General features: G+C 70.8%; 15 protein-coding genes. 6 read left to right on the top strand and 9 right to left on the bottom strand.

The window, feature by feature from the left end; translation table 11 throughout:
• The first annotated feature begins 29 nt into the window (after positions 1-29).
• From CHC09_RS12445 to CHC09_RS12440, 3 genes are all read left to right on the top strand, one after another.
• Positions 30-2369 (top strand): putative bifunctional diguanylate cyclase/phosphodiesterase, encoded by a 2340-nt coding sequence (locus CHC09_RS12445; protein ID WP_089293226.1) that lies wholly within the window; start codon positions 30-32, stop codon positions 2367-2369.
• A gap of 127 nt (positions 2370-2496) precedes the next feature.
• The gene (locus CHC09_RS48375) at positions 2497-2622 is read left to right on the top strand and encodes a hypothetical protein (RefSeq protein WP_275407882.1); all 126 of its coding nucleotides are present in this window, start codon (positions 2497-2499) and stop codon (positions 2620-2622) included.
• A 491-nt stretch (positions 2623-3113) separates the two neighbouring features.
• Entirely contained in the window at positions 3114-3887 is a 774-nt protein-coding gene (locus CHC09_RS12440; RefSeq protein ID WP_089293225.1) for an exodeoxyribonuclease III, read from the top strand.
• A gap of 138 nt (positions 3888-4025) precedes the next feature.
• Here CHC09_RS12440 and CHC09_RS48370 read toward each other — a convergent pair whose 3' ends face one another.
• The 6 genes from CHC09_RS48370 to CHC09_RS12415 all read right to left on the bottom strand — a co-directional run bounded on the left by CHC09_RS48370 (position 4026) and on the right by CHC09_RS12415 (position 11402).
• On the bottom strand, positions 4026-4157 hold the full coding sequence (locus CHC09_RS48370) for a hypothetical protein (protein ID WP_280523922.1): 132 nt from the start codon (positions 4155-4157) through the stop codon (positions 4026-4028).
• Between the two features lie 43 nt (positions 4158-4200).
• Positions 4201-4434, bottom strand: coding sequence for a hypothetical protein (locus tag CHC09_RS12435; RefSeq protein ID WP_089293224.1), 234 nt, complete (start codon positions 4432-4434; stop codon positions 4201-4203).
• Between the two features lie 616 nt (positions 4435-5050).
• Positions 5051-5788, bottom strand: a complete 738-nt coding sequence (locus tag CHC09_RS12430) for a LamG-like jellyroll fold domain-containing protein (protein ID WP_089293223.1) — start codon at positions 5786-5788, stop codon at positions 5051-5053.
• Positions 5789-5853: 65 nt separating this feature from the next.
• Entirely contained in the window at positions 5854-6222 is a 369-nt protein-coding gene (locus CHC09_RS12425; protein WP_089293222.1) for a DUF6401 family natural product biosynthesis protein, read from the bottom strand.
• Between the two features lie 87 nt (positions 6223-6309).
• On the bottom strand, positions 6310-10242 hold the full coding sequence (gene hrpA, locus CHC09_RS12420) for an ATP-dependent RNA helicase HrpA (RefSeq protein ID WP_089293221.1): 3933 nt from the start codon (positions 10240-10242) through the stop codon (positions 6310-6312).
• Positions 10243-10307: 65 nt separating this feature from the next.
• Positions 10308-11402, bottom strand: coding sequence for an LCP family protein (locus CHC09_RS12415; RefSeq protein ID WP_239138456.1), 1095 nt, complete (start codon positions 11400-11402; stop codon positions 10308-10310).
• Positions 11403-11555: 153 nt separating this feature from the next.
• Here CHC09_RS12415 and CHC09_RS12410 point away from each other — a divergent pair, with 153 nt between their 5' ends.
• Entirely contained in the window at positions 11556-11933 is a 378-nt protein-coding gene (locus tag CHC09_RS12410; protein ID WP_239138455.1) for a response regulator, read from the top strand.
• Between the two features lie 8 nt (positions 11934-11941).
• Here the strand turns inward: CHC09_RS12410 and CHC09_RS12405 are convergent, their stop codons facing one another.
• A complete protein-coding gene (locus CHC09_RS12405) occupies positions 11942-12145 on the bottom strand; it encodes a hypothetical protein (RefSeq protein ID WP_239138454.1) in 204 nt (67 codons plus the stop codon).
• Positions 12146-12232: 87 nt separating this feature from the next.
• Positions 12233-13375, bottom strand: a complete 1143-nt coding sequence (gsmA, locus tag CHC09_RS12400) for a sporangiospore maturation cell wall hydrolase GsmA (protein ID WP_089293219.1) — start codon at positions 13373-13375, stop codon at positions 12233-12235.
• A 169-nt stretch (positions 13376-13544) separates the two neighbouring features.
• Between gsmA and CHC09_RS12395 the strand changes: the two genes are divergently transcribed.
• Both CHC09_RS12395 and CHC09_RS12390 read left to right on the top strand, forming a co-directional pair.
• Positions 13545-14462 carry a phosphatase PAP2 family protein gene (locus CHC09_RS12395; RefSeq protein ID WP_089293218.1) on the top strand — a complete coding sequence of 306 codons (918 nt, stop codon included), beginning with the start codon at positions 13545-13547 and terminating at the stop codon, positions 14460-14462.
• A gap of 77 nt (positions 14463-14539) precedes the next feature.
• Positions 14540-15103 (top strand): YflT domain-containing protein, encoded by a 564-nt coding sequence (locus CHC09_RS12390; RefSeq protein ID WP_089293217.1) that lies wholly within the window; start codon positions 14540-14542, stop codon positions 15101-15103.
• Between the two features lie 64 nt (positions 15104-15167).
• On the opposite strand, the gene CHC09_RS12385 is transcribed toward CHC09_RS12390, so the two are convergent.
• A partial coding sequence (locus CHC09_RS12385; RefSeq protein ID WP_143232302.1) for a sigma-70 family RNA polymerase sigma factor occupies positions 15168-15374 on the bottom strand: 207 nt, incomplete at its 5' end.

The following is a 15374-nucleotide window of genomic DNA, read 5'->3' as shown; positions in this document are numbered from 1 at the left end:
GTCTCAGGGCAAAACGGGAGGAATGGCCGGTGCCCTTCGCACTCCCGCCCGCCGTTGCTCGCCGCCAATGGCAGATCATGGCAGCATTCGGGATCCTCACGACCGCTGTCTACACGGCCTACTCGTCGACGAATCTCGGCTCGGCGAGCCTGGTTCTGCTCGGCGTACTCACCGTGGCCGCCTGCTATGTCGGCCCGCGGAGCTGGGGAGCCCAGCCACCGCGCGCGTGGCGGCTCATGGCCCTGGCCGCACTGCTCTTCCTGATCGGGCTGGTGATCCGGCCGTCGGTCACCGACATGCCGATGCCGATGCCGCTGCTCGCCGACCTCGCGAGCTTCAGCGGCTACCTGCTGCTGGGCATCTTCCTCTTCATGCTGCTGCGGGCCCGGGAGAGCCTGGAACGGCACGCGGTGCTGGACGGACTGATCGTCTTCGTGGCCGCCGGGTTGACCAGCACGCTGCTGCTGGCCGCCCCGGCCGCGGCGTTCCCCGATCGGCCCGCGCTGCTCTCCATCATCCAGGCCACCTATCCGCTCCTGGACGTGGTGCTCGCCCTGCTCGTGATCAACCTGGCCTTCACCACCAATGTCTGGCCGGTCAGCATGATCGCGCTGCTGGTGATGATGGTCGGGCTGTTCATCGGCGACACCGCCTACGCGATCGTCGGCGTGAAAGGCCACATCTACGCGTCGCCGCTGCTCAACCTGCCGTACGTGCCGGCGTACACAGCGCTGGGCGTGGCCGCCCTGCACCCCTCCGTGGTGGAGATGAGCCACGCCGACCGGCCGCCGGTGCAAGCCTGGTCCTGGCAGCGCCTGGCGGTCCTGCTGCCCGCCCTGCTGGTGCCGTTCGCCCTGCTGCTGACGACCCGCGCCGGCACGGCCTCACAACGCCTGCTGATCGCGATCGGTGGCGCGCTGATGGACGTACTGCTGATCGCCCGGGCGGCCTCCGCGGTGCACGGGCAGGTCGCCGCCCAGTTGCACTTCGAGCACCAGGCCGCCCACGACCCGCTCACCTCGCTGCCGAACCGGCAGTCCATCGGCCTCGCGATCGAGCGGCTGGTTGCCGCCGTGGACCCGGAGGGGCCGGAACGGGTCTGGGTCTACCTGCTCGACCTGGACGGATTCAAGTGGGTCAACGACTCGTGGGGCCACGACGCCGGCGACGAGCTGGTGATGGAGGTCGCCCGGCGGCTGCGCGCCACGGCGCCGGAGAGCGTGCCGGTGGCCCGGGTCGGCGGCGACGAGTTCCTGCTCGCCTACGTCGGTGACAAGGCCGGCGCGCTGCGCATGGTGGACGACATCCGCAGCTGCTTCGTCCGGGCCCTGCCGGTACGCGAGACCGAGGTCGTGATCACCGCCTCGATCGGCATCGCGCACGCCAGCGGCGACCTGGAGCGCGCCACGCTGACCGCCGAGGCGCTGATGCGCGACGCGGACACCGCCATGTACCGCGCCAAACGGGAGGGCCCCGGCCGGTCCACCATGTTCGACACCTCGATGCACGACCAGGCGCGCCAGCGCATCGAGCTCGAGGTGGCGCTGCGCCAGGCGCTCGGCCAGAACCAGCTGCACGTGGTGTACCAGCCACTGGTGCGCCTGGAGACCGGGATGCCGGTGGGCGCCGAGGCGCTGGTGCGCTGGGAGCATCCGGAGCGCGGCTCGATCCCGCCGGGGCTCTTCATCCCGATCGCCGAGGACTCCGGACTGATCTCCCAGATCGGCGGATTCGTCCGCGCCGAGGCGCTCCGGCAGCTCGGCGAGTGGCGCGCGCAGGGCATCGTCTCGGACAGCTTCTACATGTCCGTCAACGTGTCACCCCGCCAGCTCAACGAGCCGGAACTGCCGCTGGTGATCTCCGGAGAGCTGGCCCGGTACAACGTCCCACCGCAGTGTGTGGCGCTGGAGATGACCGAGTCGGTGATGGTGGACGGCTCCAGCGTCACCGCCCAGGTGCTCTTCGAGCTCCGCCAGCTCGGCGCGAAACTGCTGGTCGACGACTTCGGGACGGGCTTCTCCTCGCTCGGCTACCTACGCCGTTTCCCGGTCACCGGGGTCAAGATCGACCGCTCGTTCGTGACCGGCCTGGGCAAGAACGAGCAGGACGACGAGATCGTCCGCGCGGTGGTCGCGATGAGCCACGCGCTCGGCCTGTTCGTAATCGCCGAGGGCGTCGAGACACCCTTGCAACGCGACGCGCTCTTCCACCTCGGGGTGGTCAACGGGCAGGGCTGGCTCTGGGGCAAGGCGGTCCCGCCAGGGGAATTCGCCGAGCACTGGCACCTGGCGGCGACGCTTCCCGACGTGCCGCCGATCGCCGCGGTCACCGAAAACAGGCAGCATCATCACTCGAGTGCCGGGGAGTAGCGGTTCGTCCCCCGTGAAGTTGCCTTGCTTCCGACAAACCTCTCCGTTCCACTGGTGCCACGCGGGCAAGTCGGGCATTATCGCTCACGGGTTTGCCGGGTGAGTCAGATCACCGTTGGGAGGCGAGATGACCGACCTGATCGGCACCGAAGGGCGGGCGCTCTGGCTCGCCGCCCTGCTGCTGGTGCTCGCCGCGGGCCTCGCCGCGGCCCTGATCGCCGCGACGCGCGGCGGCCTCCCGCCACGCCGCTGAACCGCGGACGCCACGGGGACGAGCCACGCCGCGCCGCTGAAACGCGGGCGCAGCCAGGACGGGTCGAACCGCCGGGCCGCAGGGGCGGGCCGCGACAACGAGCCGCAGGCACGCCGCTGAAACGCGCCGCCACGAGGACGAGCCACACCGCCGAGCCGCAGGCACCGCAAGGCCGAGCCGCGACAACAAGCCGCAGGCACACCGCTGAAACGCGGGCGCGGCCAGGACGGGTCGTACCGCTGGACCGCAGGCACCGCAGGGCCGAGCCGCGCCACTAAATCGCGGACCCGCAAGGGCGAACCGCGCCTACGAGCCGCAGGCGTGCCACGGAACGTGGCGCCGCGAAAATGAGCCGCGCCGATTGGTTGCGGCATCGGGAAGATGAACCGCACCGCCGGGCCCGCTGCTGAACAACGGGCGTGGCGAGGATGAGCCACGCCGATGGAACGCCCGGGCGGGACGAACCGCGCTGGATGGGGCAGGCTGGGCAGATGCGCTTCGCCACGTGGAACGTCAACTCCGTCAAGGCCCGGCTCCCCCGCCTCCTCGAATGGCTGGAGAACACCGCCCCGGACGTGGTCTGCCTCCAGGAGACCAAGGTCGGCGAGGACGGCTTCCCCACCGACGAGGTCGGCGAGCTGGGTTACCAGACCGCGGCGTACGGCCAGGGCCGCTGGAACGGCGTCGCCCTTCTCTCGCGCGCCGGCCTCGCCGACGTCCGCCGGGGTTTCCCCGGCGAGCCGGGCTTCCCTGACCCGGAGGCCCGCGCGATCAGCGCGGTCTGCGACGGGATCAAATTCATGTCCGTGTACGTCCCCAACGGCCGCACCCCGGACGACCCGCACTACGTCTACAAGCTGGAATGGCTGCGCGCGCTACGCCTCGTGCTCGCCGAGGACCTCGCCGCCGGGCCTCTGGTCGTGGCCGGCGACTTCAACGTCGCGCCCACCGACGCGGACGTCTGGGATCCGGCGGTCTTCGTCGGATCGACGCATGTCACGCCGCCGGAGCGGGAGGCGATCACCGCGCTGCGCGACCTCGGGCTGACCGATGTGCCGGCCCGGGCGATGAAGGGCGACCATCCGTACACGTACTGGGACTACCGCGCCGGGATGTTCCATCAGAACAAAGGCATGCGGATCGACCACGTCTACGCCAGCGCCGACCTGGCCTCCGCGGTGACGGACGCCGTGGTGGATCGGGAGGCCCGCAAGGGCAAGGGCCCGTCAGATCACGCCCCGGTCGTCGTCGACGTGAAGCGCTGATCGCCCGTTCCAGGGACACCACCGCCGCAGACCCGGCAGAACCGGTCGCAACGCCGTTCAACTGAGTTGATCTTGGGCGAAAGTGGCGGGTGGAAGCCACGGCCTCCCTGGAGATTGCTCGCGGCGGGCGGCGGCTGGTCACCAGGCGGCGTGGCCGATGGGTTGTGCCAGCAAGGCGGCCAGCAAGACGGCCAGCAAGACGGCCAGCAAGACGGCCAGCAAGACGGCCAGCAAGACGGCCAGCAAGACGGCCAGCAAGACGGCCAGCAAGACGGCCACCGGGCGCTGTCGCGCCGGTGGCCGCCGTTGCCTGTCAGCTGCGACGGAAGGCGTAGCTGCGGCTACCGGCCGCCGCGGCGGCGCGCCCCGCGTGGGCGCGGTCCGAATGACGCCGGGCCGTCTGACGGCTGTCGTCCGCACCGTGATGGGCGGCACCGCTGGCGCCGTTCTCATCGCCGGTGGTCGCCGGCCGGGCCAGCGCCGCGGCGATGTCCTGGCGGGCGAGTTCGTCGGGGTCGAGGCGTACTGAGAAAGGCCGCACGGGCATGTCGTTACCTCCTGAGGATGCGAGTCCGATGCCGCTTCGGGGAGCGGGCGGGAGCCGGCGGCCGGCGCGACGCGTGAGGAGGTAGTCGTGATCGGAAGGGCCGCGGAACTCGTCCACGGAACCCGCACCCCGGGCACGACCCCTCGGTCGACAGACCAGGGGACCGGCGCGGAAGGCACAAACCCCGAATCACCGGGGGTGCCTGGTGCGGATCACAGCATGCGGCCACCCTATGTCCCCGGATTCGCGACGCACCACCGAATTTCGGCGGGCTTCCGGCGTACCGGAAATCGGCTCTTCGCCAGGGCCTGGAGCGGCTGGGCCGGAGGGCGGGCAGGAAGGGTGAGCCGAAGGAAGCGACCCGAGCCTGGACGGCGGGCAGAAAGAACCAGGCCGACCGGAAAACCGGGCCGGGCGCGCCCGCAAGGAAACCGGCCTGCCCTGGGGCGGGCAACAAGAAGCAGGCCGACCGAAAGACCAGGCCGAGGGCACCCACAAGGAAACCTGCCAGCCCGGAGGGCGGACAGAAGGAAGCGGCCGACCCGGAAGGCCGGGCCGGGAGGGCTCATACGGAAGCGGGCCGGCCCGAAGGCCGGCCCGCGGTAACGAGAAATCCTCAGCCGACCTGGATGTAGACGTCGTCGAGCTGACCGTGGAACATGTCGCTGCTCGCACCGAAGTTCGGCCCGCCGATGCGCAGCGGCATCGCGTTCTCCACCGCGAGGGTCGCCGGGACCGTCGCGCGCGTCCCGGGAACGCCGTCCACGGAGATGCTCAGGTTGGTCCCAGCGCGCTCACAGACGACCTTGTGCCACTCACCGTCAGCGACCGGGCGCGCTGAGGTGGCGCTGAAGGACTCGGTGGCGCCCTTGCCCGTCATCACGCACTGCGCGCGGCCGGTCTTGCCGGTGAGCTGCAGCTTCCAGACGCTGTCCGCGCCGGACAGGCCCTTCTGCATGATGTTGGACTTGCCCTTCATCTGCTCCGCGGTGAGCCGGACGCTGGCCGCCCACCGGAACGGGCGGACGCCCGGGTTCAGGTCGGGGGCGTTCGGGGCCTCCAGGATCGCGCGGGCGCAGATGTCGCTGGCGCACGGCGCCGGGAACGCGGCGTACCGTCCGGCGCCCTCGGTGTTGATCGTGATGGTGCCGTTGTCCTCACCGCGGACGGTGAGGTGGGAGCCCTTGCCGGAGAGATCGGAGATCTTGTTGCCGACGGCGCCGCCGTCGAAGTTGTAGCGGGCCACCAGCGTGGGAGCACTGGGGGCCGGTTCCTCGACGGGGGCGGCGACCGCGGGGGTGGCCAGGACCGGAACCGTCAGAAGAACCAGAGCGGAGAGTTTGAACATCCTCATGCATAAGAAGATGCCTGATAAATCCGATTTAGCCGGTAAAAACCCGTCTAAGTAGATCGTACGGTTTACAAGAGCCCTGCGGACTCCGCGATCAGGCAGACCGCGAGCAGGCGCAACAGCGGCCACCCGGCACCGCTCCAGCCGGCGACCGTGGTCGGCGCGGCCCCCTCCCCGGGCAGCGGGCTACCCATCCGGGCCGCCGCGAAAGCGACGCTCCGGGCGTACGCCACGAGGCCCGCCGCGCCGATCGGGCGGCCCGCGTCGCGCAGCGACTCCCGGACGGCGGCCGCGTGCTGGTCGACGACGGCCAGCAGTCCCGGCTCGGCGAACGCGGCCGCGAGGCCGTCGACACCCACCCAGGCCATCAACCCGTCGAGGTACGCGTCCGCGGAAACGGCGGTGGTCGGGGCGAAGGCGAGGTTCTCGTTCGTCATGCCGAGACCATATGAGCCGCCGTCCGGCCACGACAGGGACGTGACCGAACGGCACCACGGACGAACCGACCTGCAACCTGGCGACCACTACAGCGGCAGGGCGTCCATCGCCTTGAAGATGCGCTTGTCGGAGACCGGGTAGGCGGTCCCGAGAGTCTGCGCGAAGAAGCTGATCCGCAGCTCCTCGATCATCCAGCGGATCTCCCGCAGCCCCTCGGCGGCCGGCCCGCCCGGCGGCGCCTCCGCCTTCAGCTCCCGGTACTCCGCCTCGATCTCGTGGATCTGGGTGGTCAGCTGCCGGTCCCGCCCGGCGGCGCCGCCGAGCCGGTCCAGCCGGTGGACGACGCCGCGCAGGTAGCGGGGCAGGTGGTGCAGCTGCCGCCACCCGGTCTCGGTCACGAACCCCGGGTACACCAGGCCCTTGAGCTGCTGCCGGATGTCGGCGAGCGCGGGCAGCAGGGCCGGGTCCTTGACCAGGCGGATCCGCTGGTCCACGTCGTACGTGGTGGCCAGCACGGCCTGGACCTGGGTGACGACGTTGGCGACCGCGTCCACCAGGTCCTCGCGGACCGTGTCGCGCAGCGACGCGAACTCGACCGACGACCAGACCGGTCCCCCGGCGTCCGCGACCAGCTTGTCCACGGCCGCGCCCGCGCAGTCGTCCAGCAGGTCCGCGATCGACCGGTACGGGTTCGACCGGGACAGCTCCAGCTTCGCCCGGTTGTCCAGCCGCCCCTGCAGGAAGCGGGCCGCGGGCGGCAGCGTGAGCAGCAGCAGCCGCCGGGTGCCGGCGCGCATCGCGACCCGTTGCTCGGCCTCGGTCTCGAACACCTTCACGCCGACGGAGGCGCCCTCGTCGACCAGCGCCGGCCAGACGTTCACCTCGTAACCGCCGCGGTTCTGCGCGACGCGGTGCGGGATCGCGCCGAAGTCGTTGGTGGTGATGCCGGTGCGTTCCAGGTTCCCGGCCGCCCGGGAGATGGTGGCCCGTACCTTCGGGGCCAGTTCGCGGCGCAGCACGTCGAGCTCACGGCCCTCGGCGACGACCTCGCCGGCCTCGTTGACGACGCGGAAGTTCATCCGCAGGTACTCCGGCACCTGGTCGGGCCGCCACGCGTCGCGGGGCACGATGGTGCCGGTGAGCCGGCGCAGCTCGTTGCCGATCGCGTCGGGCAGCGGCCCGCGCCGCACCGGCACCCGGTCGAGCACCGCCTCGGCCCAGTCCGGGACCGGGACGAAGCTGGTCCGCAGCGCCTTGGGCAGGGCCCGGATCAGCGCGATGACCACGTCCTTGCGGAACCCCGGCACGGACCAGCCGAAGTCGTCGGCGTCGATCTTGTTGATCAGGTCGAGCGGGACCTTGACGGTCACGCCGTCGGCGTGCGAGTTCGGCTCGAACTCGTACAGCAGCGGCAGCTTCACGCCCGAGGCGAGCCAGGCGTCCGGGAACGCGTTCGGGTCGACGGTGTCCCGGCCCGCGTTGACCAGGTCGTCGCGGGTGAACGTCAGCAGCTCCGGGGTCTCCCGCTGGGCGCGCTTCCACCAGCCGTCGAAGTGCCGGGAGGAGACCACCTCGGCCGGTATCCGGGCGTCGTACAGCGCGTACACGGTCTCGTCGTCGACCGCGATGTCCCGCCGCCTCGCCCGGTTCTCGATCTCGGTGATCTGCCGCAGCAGCCGCCGGTTGGCGTCGAAGAACTTGTGGTGGGTCTCCCAGTCGCCCTCGACCAGGGCGTGCTGGATGAACAGCTCGCGGGAGACGACCGGGTCGACCTTGCTGTACCCGACCCGGCGCCGCGGCACGATCGGCAGGCCGTACAGCGTGACCTTCTCGAAGGCCATCACCGCGCCCATCTTCCGATCCCAGTGCGGCTCGCTGTAGGAGTGCTTGACCAGATGCGGGGCCAGCTTCTCGGCCCACTCGGGCTCGATCCGGGCGTTCACCCGGCCCCAGAGGCGGCTGGTCTCGACCAGCTCGGCCGACATCACCCAGCGCGGCTGCCGCTTGAACAGCGCCGACCCCGGGAAGACGGCGAACTTGGCGCCGCGGGCGCCCAGGTATTCCCGCTTGTCGGTGTCCTTCAGCCCGATGTGGCTGAGCAGGCCCGCGAGCAGGGCGGTGTGCACCGGCTGCGGCGCGACTCCCGCTTCCCAGTCCTCCTTGAAAGACAGATTGAGGGTACGGACGACCTGCCGCAGCTGCGCGTAGATGTCCTGCCACTCGCGCACCCGCAGGTAGTTCAGGAACTCGGAGCGGCAGAGCCGGCGGAACTGGTTGCCGGAGAGCTCCTCCTGCTTCACCCGCAGGTAGCGCCAGAGATTCAGGTAGCTGAAGAAGTCCGATTCCTTGTCGGTGAACCGGGCGTGCTTCTCGTCGGCCTGCTGCTGCTTGTCGGCCGGCCGCTCGCGCGGGTCCTGGATCGACAGCGCCGCCGCGATCACCATCACCTCGGCGACGCACTCCTGCTTGCCCGCCTCGATGACCATCCGGGCCAGCCGGGGGTCGACCGGGAGCTGGGCCAGCTGCCGGCCCAGCGGCGTGAGCCCCCGCTCCTTCAGCGCGCCGAGCTCCTCCAGGAGCTTCACCCCGTCGGCGACGTTGCGCTTGTCCGGCGGGTCGATGAACGGGAACCTGCCCAGGTCGCCGAGGCCCAGGTTGGTCATCTGGAGGATGACCGAGGCCAGGTTCGTCCGGAGGATCTCCGGCTCGGTGAACTCCGGCCGCCCCTCGAAGTCCTCCTCCGAGTACAGCCGGATGCAGATGCCGTCCGAGGTGCGCCCGCAGCGGCCCTTGCGCTGGTTGGCGCTGGCCTGCGAGACCGCCTCGATCGGCAGCCGCTGCACCTTGAGCCGGTGCGAGTACCGGCTGACCCGGGCGGTGCCGGGGTCGATCACGTAGCGGATGCCGGGCACGGTCAGCGAGGTCTCGGCGACGTTGGTGGCCAGCACGATCCGGCGGCCGGTGTGCCGTTCGAAGACCCGGTGCTGCTCGGCGGCGGAGAGCCGGCCGTAGAGCGGGACGACCTCGGTGTTGCGCAGGTCCTTGCGGTTGAGCGCGTCCGCGGTGTCCCGGATCTCCCGCTCGCCGGAGAGGAAGACCAGGATGTCGCCGTCGCGCGGCAGCTCGTCCACGGCGGCGGCGATGCCCTCGATCTGGTCGATCGGCTCCTCGCGCACCTCGTCGTCGTCGATCACCGTGGTGGTCACCAGCGGCCGGTAACGGACCTCGACCGGGTACGTCCGGCCGGACACCTCGATCACCGGCGCCGGCTTCCCGGCGGCGTCGGCGAAGTGCTCGGCGAACCGCTGGGTCTCGATCGTCGCCGAGGTGATCACGAGCTTGAGGTCGGATCGCTTGCGGAGCAGGTCCCGGAGGTAGCCCAGGATGAAGTCGATGTTGAGGCTGCGCTCGTGCGCCTCGTCGATGATCAGCGTGTCGTACCGGCTCAGCATCCGGTCGTTCTGGATCTCGGCCAGCAGGATGCCGTCGGTCATCACCTTGATCATGGTGTCGTCGCTCACCTGATCGGTGAACCGGACCTTGTAGCCGACGGTCGAGCCGAGCGGCCGGTCCAGCTCCTCGGCGACGCGCTCGGCGACCGTGCGGGCCGCGATCCGGCGGGGCTGGGTGTGCCCGATCTGGCCGCGCACGCCGCGGCCCAGCTCCAGACAGATCTTGGGGATCTGGGTGGTCTTGCCGGAGCCGGTCTCCCCCGCCACGACCACGACCTGATGGTCCCGGATCGCCGCGGCGATGTCGTCCCTGCGGGCGCTGACCGGCAGCGACTCCGGGTACGAGATCGGGGGAACGGCGGCGAGCCGGCCGGCCAGCCGCGACTGGGCCCGCTCCACCTCCCCGGCGATCTCGGCGAGGGCGGCGGAGCGCGCGTCGGCGTCCCGGATCCGCCTGGTCCCCTCGAGGCGGCGCCCGAGCCGGTGCGCGTCACGGGGAAGGAGCTGTGAGATCCGGTCGCGGAGTTCGTGCACGGCGGCCGGCGGGGCGGAGGGCGATGTCGACATGGCGGGCCAAGGATAGGCGTAACGGGCCCGGATCGCCTGGTGATTAACACCGCCCTCGGCCGCGCTCAGCTTCCCGGCTCGCGCGGCGGGTTCTCCGCCAGCCAGCGGTCGATGGTGTCGTCCCTGACCGCGGCGAACATCTCGGCCGCCGCCTGGTCGTCGAGCTTCACCGCGCTCCCGGCCGGGGTCTTCAGACCCGCCGAGGTGTACGGCACGGTGGCGTAGGTGATGTTCCGCGGCCGGATGTCACGCACCGCGAAGACCAGATCGCGCAGGTCGAGGCTCTGGTCGACGGTGAGCGAGTCGGCCGCGATGCCGAGCAGGGTGTCCAGCTCCAGCGGCTTGTAGAGCAGGTTGTTCCTGGCCACCTTGCTGATCACCGCCTGCACCACCAGCTGCTGGTTGCGGATCCGGCCGAAGTCACCGCCGGGCACGTTGTAGCGCTGCCGCATGAACTCCTCGGCGATGGCGCCGTCCATGGCGTGGCAACCCTGCTTCCACTCCCGGTCGGAGAAGGTGGACTTGACGTCGTACGGGACGCAGACCTCGACGCCGCCGACCGCGTCGACCAGATCCCGGATGCTGGCGAAGTTGGCGATCATCGCGCCGTCCAGCGGGATGCCGGTCAGCTTCTGCACCGTCGTGGCGGTGAGCGCCGCCCCGCCGAACGCGAACGCCGCGTTGATCTTGTTCTTGCCGCCCTTCCAGCTCCCGCCGGCCGGCACCTCGACGTAGCTGTCCCGGGGGATCGAGATGATTGTCGCCTTGTCCCGGTCACGCGCGATGTGCACCAGCATGATGGTGTCGGAGCGCTCGCCGATCGGGCTCGTCCCGCCGGGCTCGGTGGCCCGCGAGTCGGAGCCGAGCAGCAGCAGGTTCAGCGCGCCGGACTCCCAGTTCTGCTTACTCCGGGCGGCCTCCTCGGCCGGGGCGGACGGCAGCAGCGCGGCCCGGTCCACCTTGTTCTCGTACCGGCTGACCAAAAGGTAGGCGCCACCGGCCACCCCGGAGGACACCAGCACCACGAGCACCCCGAGCATGATCAGCGCCTTCACCCAGCCCGACCGCCGGCCGAACCACCCGCGGCGCTTCGGCGGGACGTCGGCGGTGGTCGTGGGCTCGTCCGGCGCGATCGGAGCATCGTGGGGTTCTGCATTCACGCGCCTCACTGTGCCGAACGGTCAAGATGGACAGATCATCCGTTCGGACCATTCGCACCGGGCGAGATGGACGGTGACAACCCCGTGTCTTCGGGATGGCCTGACTCGATATCCCGGATGACGGGGTACCGCAAGACCGAATCGAGGCCGAGGGTGATCGTTGTCGCGGAGGACCACGACGACATCCGGTACGTGTTGCAGCGTTCGCTGGAACGCGCCGGTCACCGGGTGGTGACCGCCGCCGACGGGGCGGCCGCCCTGGCCGCGGTCCGCCTGCACTGCCCGGATCTGGTGGTCACCGACATCGACATGCCGTACCTGAGCGGCCTGGACCTGTGCCGGGCGATCCGGGCGGACGACGACCTGCGGCACATCCCCGTGGTGGTGGCCAGCGGATCACTGGTGCCCGGGGACGAGCGAGCCAGCGCCGCCGGCGCGTCGGCGACGCTGCTCAAACCGTTCGTGCCGGCCCAGCTGCTGGCCCTGGTCACGGCACTGCTGCCGCGGGCCGCCGCGGACGGCGTGTCGTGACCGACCGGTCAGTAATGGTGCTGGTGGTCCGGCACCGGGGCGCGCAGGCGGGCCGCCCCCGGGTGGTGCGCGGACGGCTCGGCGGCCGGCAGCGCCACCAGCCCGGGCAGCCGGCTGTCCATGATCGCGGCCCGCTCGGCCAGGGCCCGCTCCAGCGCGGCGCGGATCTCGGCGTCTTCTTCTTCCGCAGGTTCGGGTGGGATGTGCCTCATGTCGGATTTCTCCTTCCCCTTCACCACGGAGAGCGTAAGCCGCGAAACGCCCCCGTCGGCCGGACTTCGGCCAACGGGGGCGGACGGTTACTTCCAGGTGTCGTACTGGTAGAGGTTGTGCGCCGCCATGATCCCGGTGACCTTGGTGTAGTAGTTCGGATCGGTGGCGTACCCGGCCTTCCAGACCTGCCAGATGAAGTTGTTGGCGTCCCGGGTGTAGGCGAACGCCGGCGTGTACCGCTTGTTCACCTTCAGGAAGTACCCGTGGTCGCGGAACGAGTCGGCCATCGTGGCGTACGTCCGGAACGCGTCCGACGTCGGGAAGCACTTGCCGGCCTTGTCGCACTCGGTGGTCGGGTAGACGTGACACCCGTTGGCGATCGTCCCGAAGCTGCCGCCCTGACACTTGATCCCGAAGTAGTTCTTGTCCACCGACGCCAGGCCACTGCGGCCCCAGCCGGACTCCAGGACCGCCTGGGCGATGGTCACCGACGGCGGCACACCGAACTGACGCCAGCCGAGCTGGGCCCCCGGCACCGCGGCCGAGATGAACTCGGACTGGCTCACGGTCGGCGTCACCGGTGCGGTGTCCGGCGCGCCCGCGCAGACCTTCAGCGCGGCGGAGACGACGTACGCGTGCGAGATGTACCGCCCGTCGGTCAGCCGGTCCCACTGTTTGGTGGTCCGCACGGTGCCCCGGACGGTGGGACCCGGCACGGAGCAGACCAGCTGCAGGGTGCCGCCGTTGGGGACCTTGCGCACCGGCACGCCCTGCGACGACGGCGTGGTCCGCACGTTCACCGCGCCGTCCCCGCTGCGCACCTTCCCCGTGACGTACTGCGGCGTGGTGCCGGTCTCCTTCGGCTTGGCCTTGGCCTTGTCGCCCACCGGGGCACTGCCGCAGGACGGGGCCCGCTTCGCGGTTCTGAGGTACGAGTCGGACACGTAGTAGCCGTTGCCGAGCCTGGCCCAGACCGCGGTGGTGCGCAGCTTGCCGCGGACGTTCTGACCGGTCACCGTGCAGGCCACCGTGATCTTCTGGCCGTCGCGCAGGGTTCCCTTGATCGGGGACGCCAGTGACGGCTTGGCCCGTATCTTGAGCTGACTGTTCACGTCGACGGTGGCGGTGACCCCGGTAGCCAGGGCGGCCGACGGGGCGACGCCCAGCCCGGCTCCTGCGGCGAGCACCAGCAGAGCGCTGGTGAGCAATCGTCGGGAGCTGTGCCTCATGAAAAGGTCCCCTTCGTTCCGGCCGATTCCGTACGAAGATCCGGTCTTGCCGTTGCGCTCCCGGGCCGCGCGCGGGTGCGGAACGGTTGTGATCCCCGGCGCGCTTGGAAATCACCGAGACTGGGAATTGCGTGACCACGTTTCCACCGCTGAGGACCAGGGAGAGTCGATGACGGCGGTCGCATCACGGCAGGCACACGCGGACACCACCAGGACCGTCTCCGCGGGCGGGTGGCACTCGATATCGCCGCTGCTGGTCGCGGTGCTCTCGGCCACGGGCGCCTACCTGGTCCACCGCGTCTTCATCCGGACCACCCTGGGCCAGAGCGTGGACACCGCCGCGATGCGGGGCGGCGACGTGCGGCACGAGCAGGTGACCGAGGTGCTCAGCCGGACGCTCGGGGCCACCCAGCTCGCCGTGCTCGCGGTGGTCTGCCTGGTCGCCGCTGTCGTCGGCGCGCTGCGCCGGCGGTTCGACCTCTCGATCGGGGCCGCCCTGCTGGTGGTCGCCGCGAACGTCGCGTGCCAGCAGTTCAAGGCCCACCTGGACCGGCCCGACCTGGACGGCTCCGGGATGCCCAACTCGTTCCCCAGCGGGCACACGGCGGCCGCCGCGTCGGTCGCGTTCGTGCTGATCCTGGCGTTCCCCCGGGCGCTGCGCGGCGCGATGGGGCTGATCGGCGCCGCCTACGTCACGCTCGTCGCGGTGGCCACCGTGTGGGCCGAGTGGCACCGCCCGAGCGACACCGTCGCGGCCCTGCTGATCGTGCTGGCCTGCGGTGCGCTGATCACCTGGGTGATCCGGCTGCGCCGCTGGGGTGGCCCGCGCCCGTCCAGCACGCCGGCCCGGGTCGCCACCCTGCCGCTCGCCCTGGTCGGCGCGGTCTCCGCCGCGGCGTTCACGATCGGTCTGGCCGCCCTGGTGCTCTCCGAGCGGGTGCTGCCCGACCTGGTCACCGGCCGATTCGCGTTCTTCACCGGCGTGGCGGGGATCGTCGCCGCCGTCGCCGTGACCTTCCATCTGTGGGTTCGGGTCACCGCGGGTGACCCGTTGTCCGGTTCCGATAACGGAGGAAATGCCCGATGAGTGCACCAGATGATCACACCATCAACATCACTCCGGCCACAGGCGTCTCACCCAACCCGGGCACTGGAGTCCCGCCTGTGGATGACCCCCGGACGACCCCGCCGCAGGCAACCGGTGGCCTCCCGCCGGGCCCGGCCGGGGTGCCGCACCTGCCCGGCGAGACGCCGGACCAGGCGGCGCGGAGCGGCCCCACCGTGGTGGTCGGCACCTACTCCGAGTACGCGCAGGCCCAGCAGGCCGTCGATCACCTCGCCGACAACAAGTTCCCGGTCGAGCGCACGTCGATCATCGGTACCGACCTGCGTCTGGTCGAGACCGTGCTGGGCCGCCTGACGACGGGCCGGGCGGCGGCGGCCGGCGCGGGCGGCGGCGCCTGGTTCGGCCTCTTCATCGGCGTGCTGTTCGGCCTGTTCGGCAAGTCGAACTGGTTCGCGGTGATCCTGACGACGGTGCTGGTCGGCGCGGTCTGGGGCGCGATCTTCGGCGCCATCGCGCACGCCGCGACCGGCGGCCGCCGCGACTTCACGTCGCGCAGCTCGCTACAGGCGGCACAGTACGCGGTTCTGGCCGACGCCGAGGTCGCCGACGAGGCGAAGGCGCTGCTGATCCGCCTGAACTGGCAGGTCAGCGGCGCTCAGTGACGCTTGCGGCCGGCAGCGGCGCGGGACGACCCGCACCGCTGCCACGAGGGCCGGCCGGCGGAGCTCAGATCTCGCTGTGCAGCTGGTTGCGCAGCTTGGCGAGGGCCTTGGTGAGCAGGCGGGAGACGTGCATCTGGGAGATGCCGATCTGGTCGGCGATCTGCGACTGGGTGAGATTGCCGTAGAAGCGCAGGGTCAGGATGCGCTGTTCGCGCTCGTTGAGGGTGGCGAGGGCGGGGCCGAGGGCGACGCGGGTCTCGGCGAGTTCGAA

The sequence above is a fragment of the Actinoplanes regularis genome (assembly GCF_900188005.1).
Lineage (GTDB): Bacteria > Actinomycetota > Actinomycetes > Mycobacteriales > Micromonosporaceae > Actinoplanes > Actinoplanes regularis.
The sequence above is the reverse complement of the archived record's forward strand: the minus strand, read 5'-3'. Positions and strand labels throughout refer to the sequence as shown.

What these genes read in the sequence shown, in the direction of transcription:
- CHC09_RS48375 (WP_275407882.1), top strand. Translation starts at nt 2,497, where the DNA reads ATGACCGACCTGATCGGCACCGAAGGGCGGGCGCTCTGGCTCGCCGCC.
- CHC09_RS12440 (WP_089293225.1), top strand. Translation starts at nt 3,114, where the DNA reads ATGCGCTTCGCCACGTGGAACGTCAACTCCGTCAAGGCCCGGCTCCCC.
- CHC09_RS12435 (WP_089293224.1), bottom strand. Translation starts at nt 4,434, where the DNA reads ATGCCCGTGCGGCCTTTCTCAGTACGCCTCGACCCCGACGAACTCGCC.
- CHC09_RS12430 (WP_089293223.1), bottom strand. Translation starts at nt 5,788, where the DNA reads ATGAGGATGTTCAAACTCTCCGCTCTGGTTCTTCTGACGGTTCCGGTC.
- CHC09_RS12425 (WP_089293222.1), bottom strand. Translation starts at nt 6,222, where the DNA reads ATGACGAACGAGAACCTCGCCTTCGCCCCGACCACCGCCGTTTCCGCG.
- hrpA (WP_089293221.1), bottom strand. Translation starts at nt 10,242, where the DNA reads ATGTCGACATCGCCCTCCGCCCCGCCGGCCGCCGTGCACGAACTCCGC.
- CHC09_RS12405 (WP_239138454.1), bottom strand. Translation starts at nt 12,145, where the DNA reads ATGAGGCACATCCCACCCGAACCTGCGGAAGAAGAAGACGCCGAGATC.
- gsmA (WP_089293219.1), bottom strand. Translation starts at nt 13,375, where the DNA reads ATGAGGCACAGCTCCCGACGATTGCTCACCAGCGCTCTGCTGGTGCTC.
- CHC09_RS12395 (WP_089293218.1), top strand. Translation starts at nt 13,545, where the DNA reads ATGACGGCGGTCGCATCACGGCAGGCACACGCGGACACCACCAGGACC.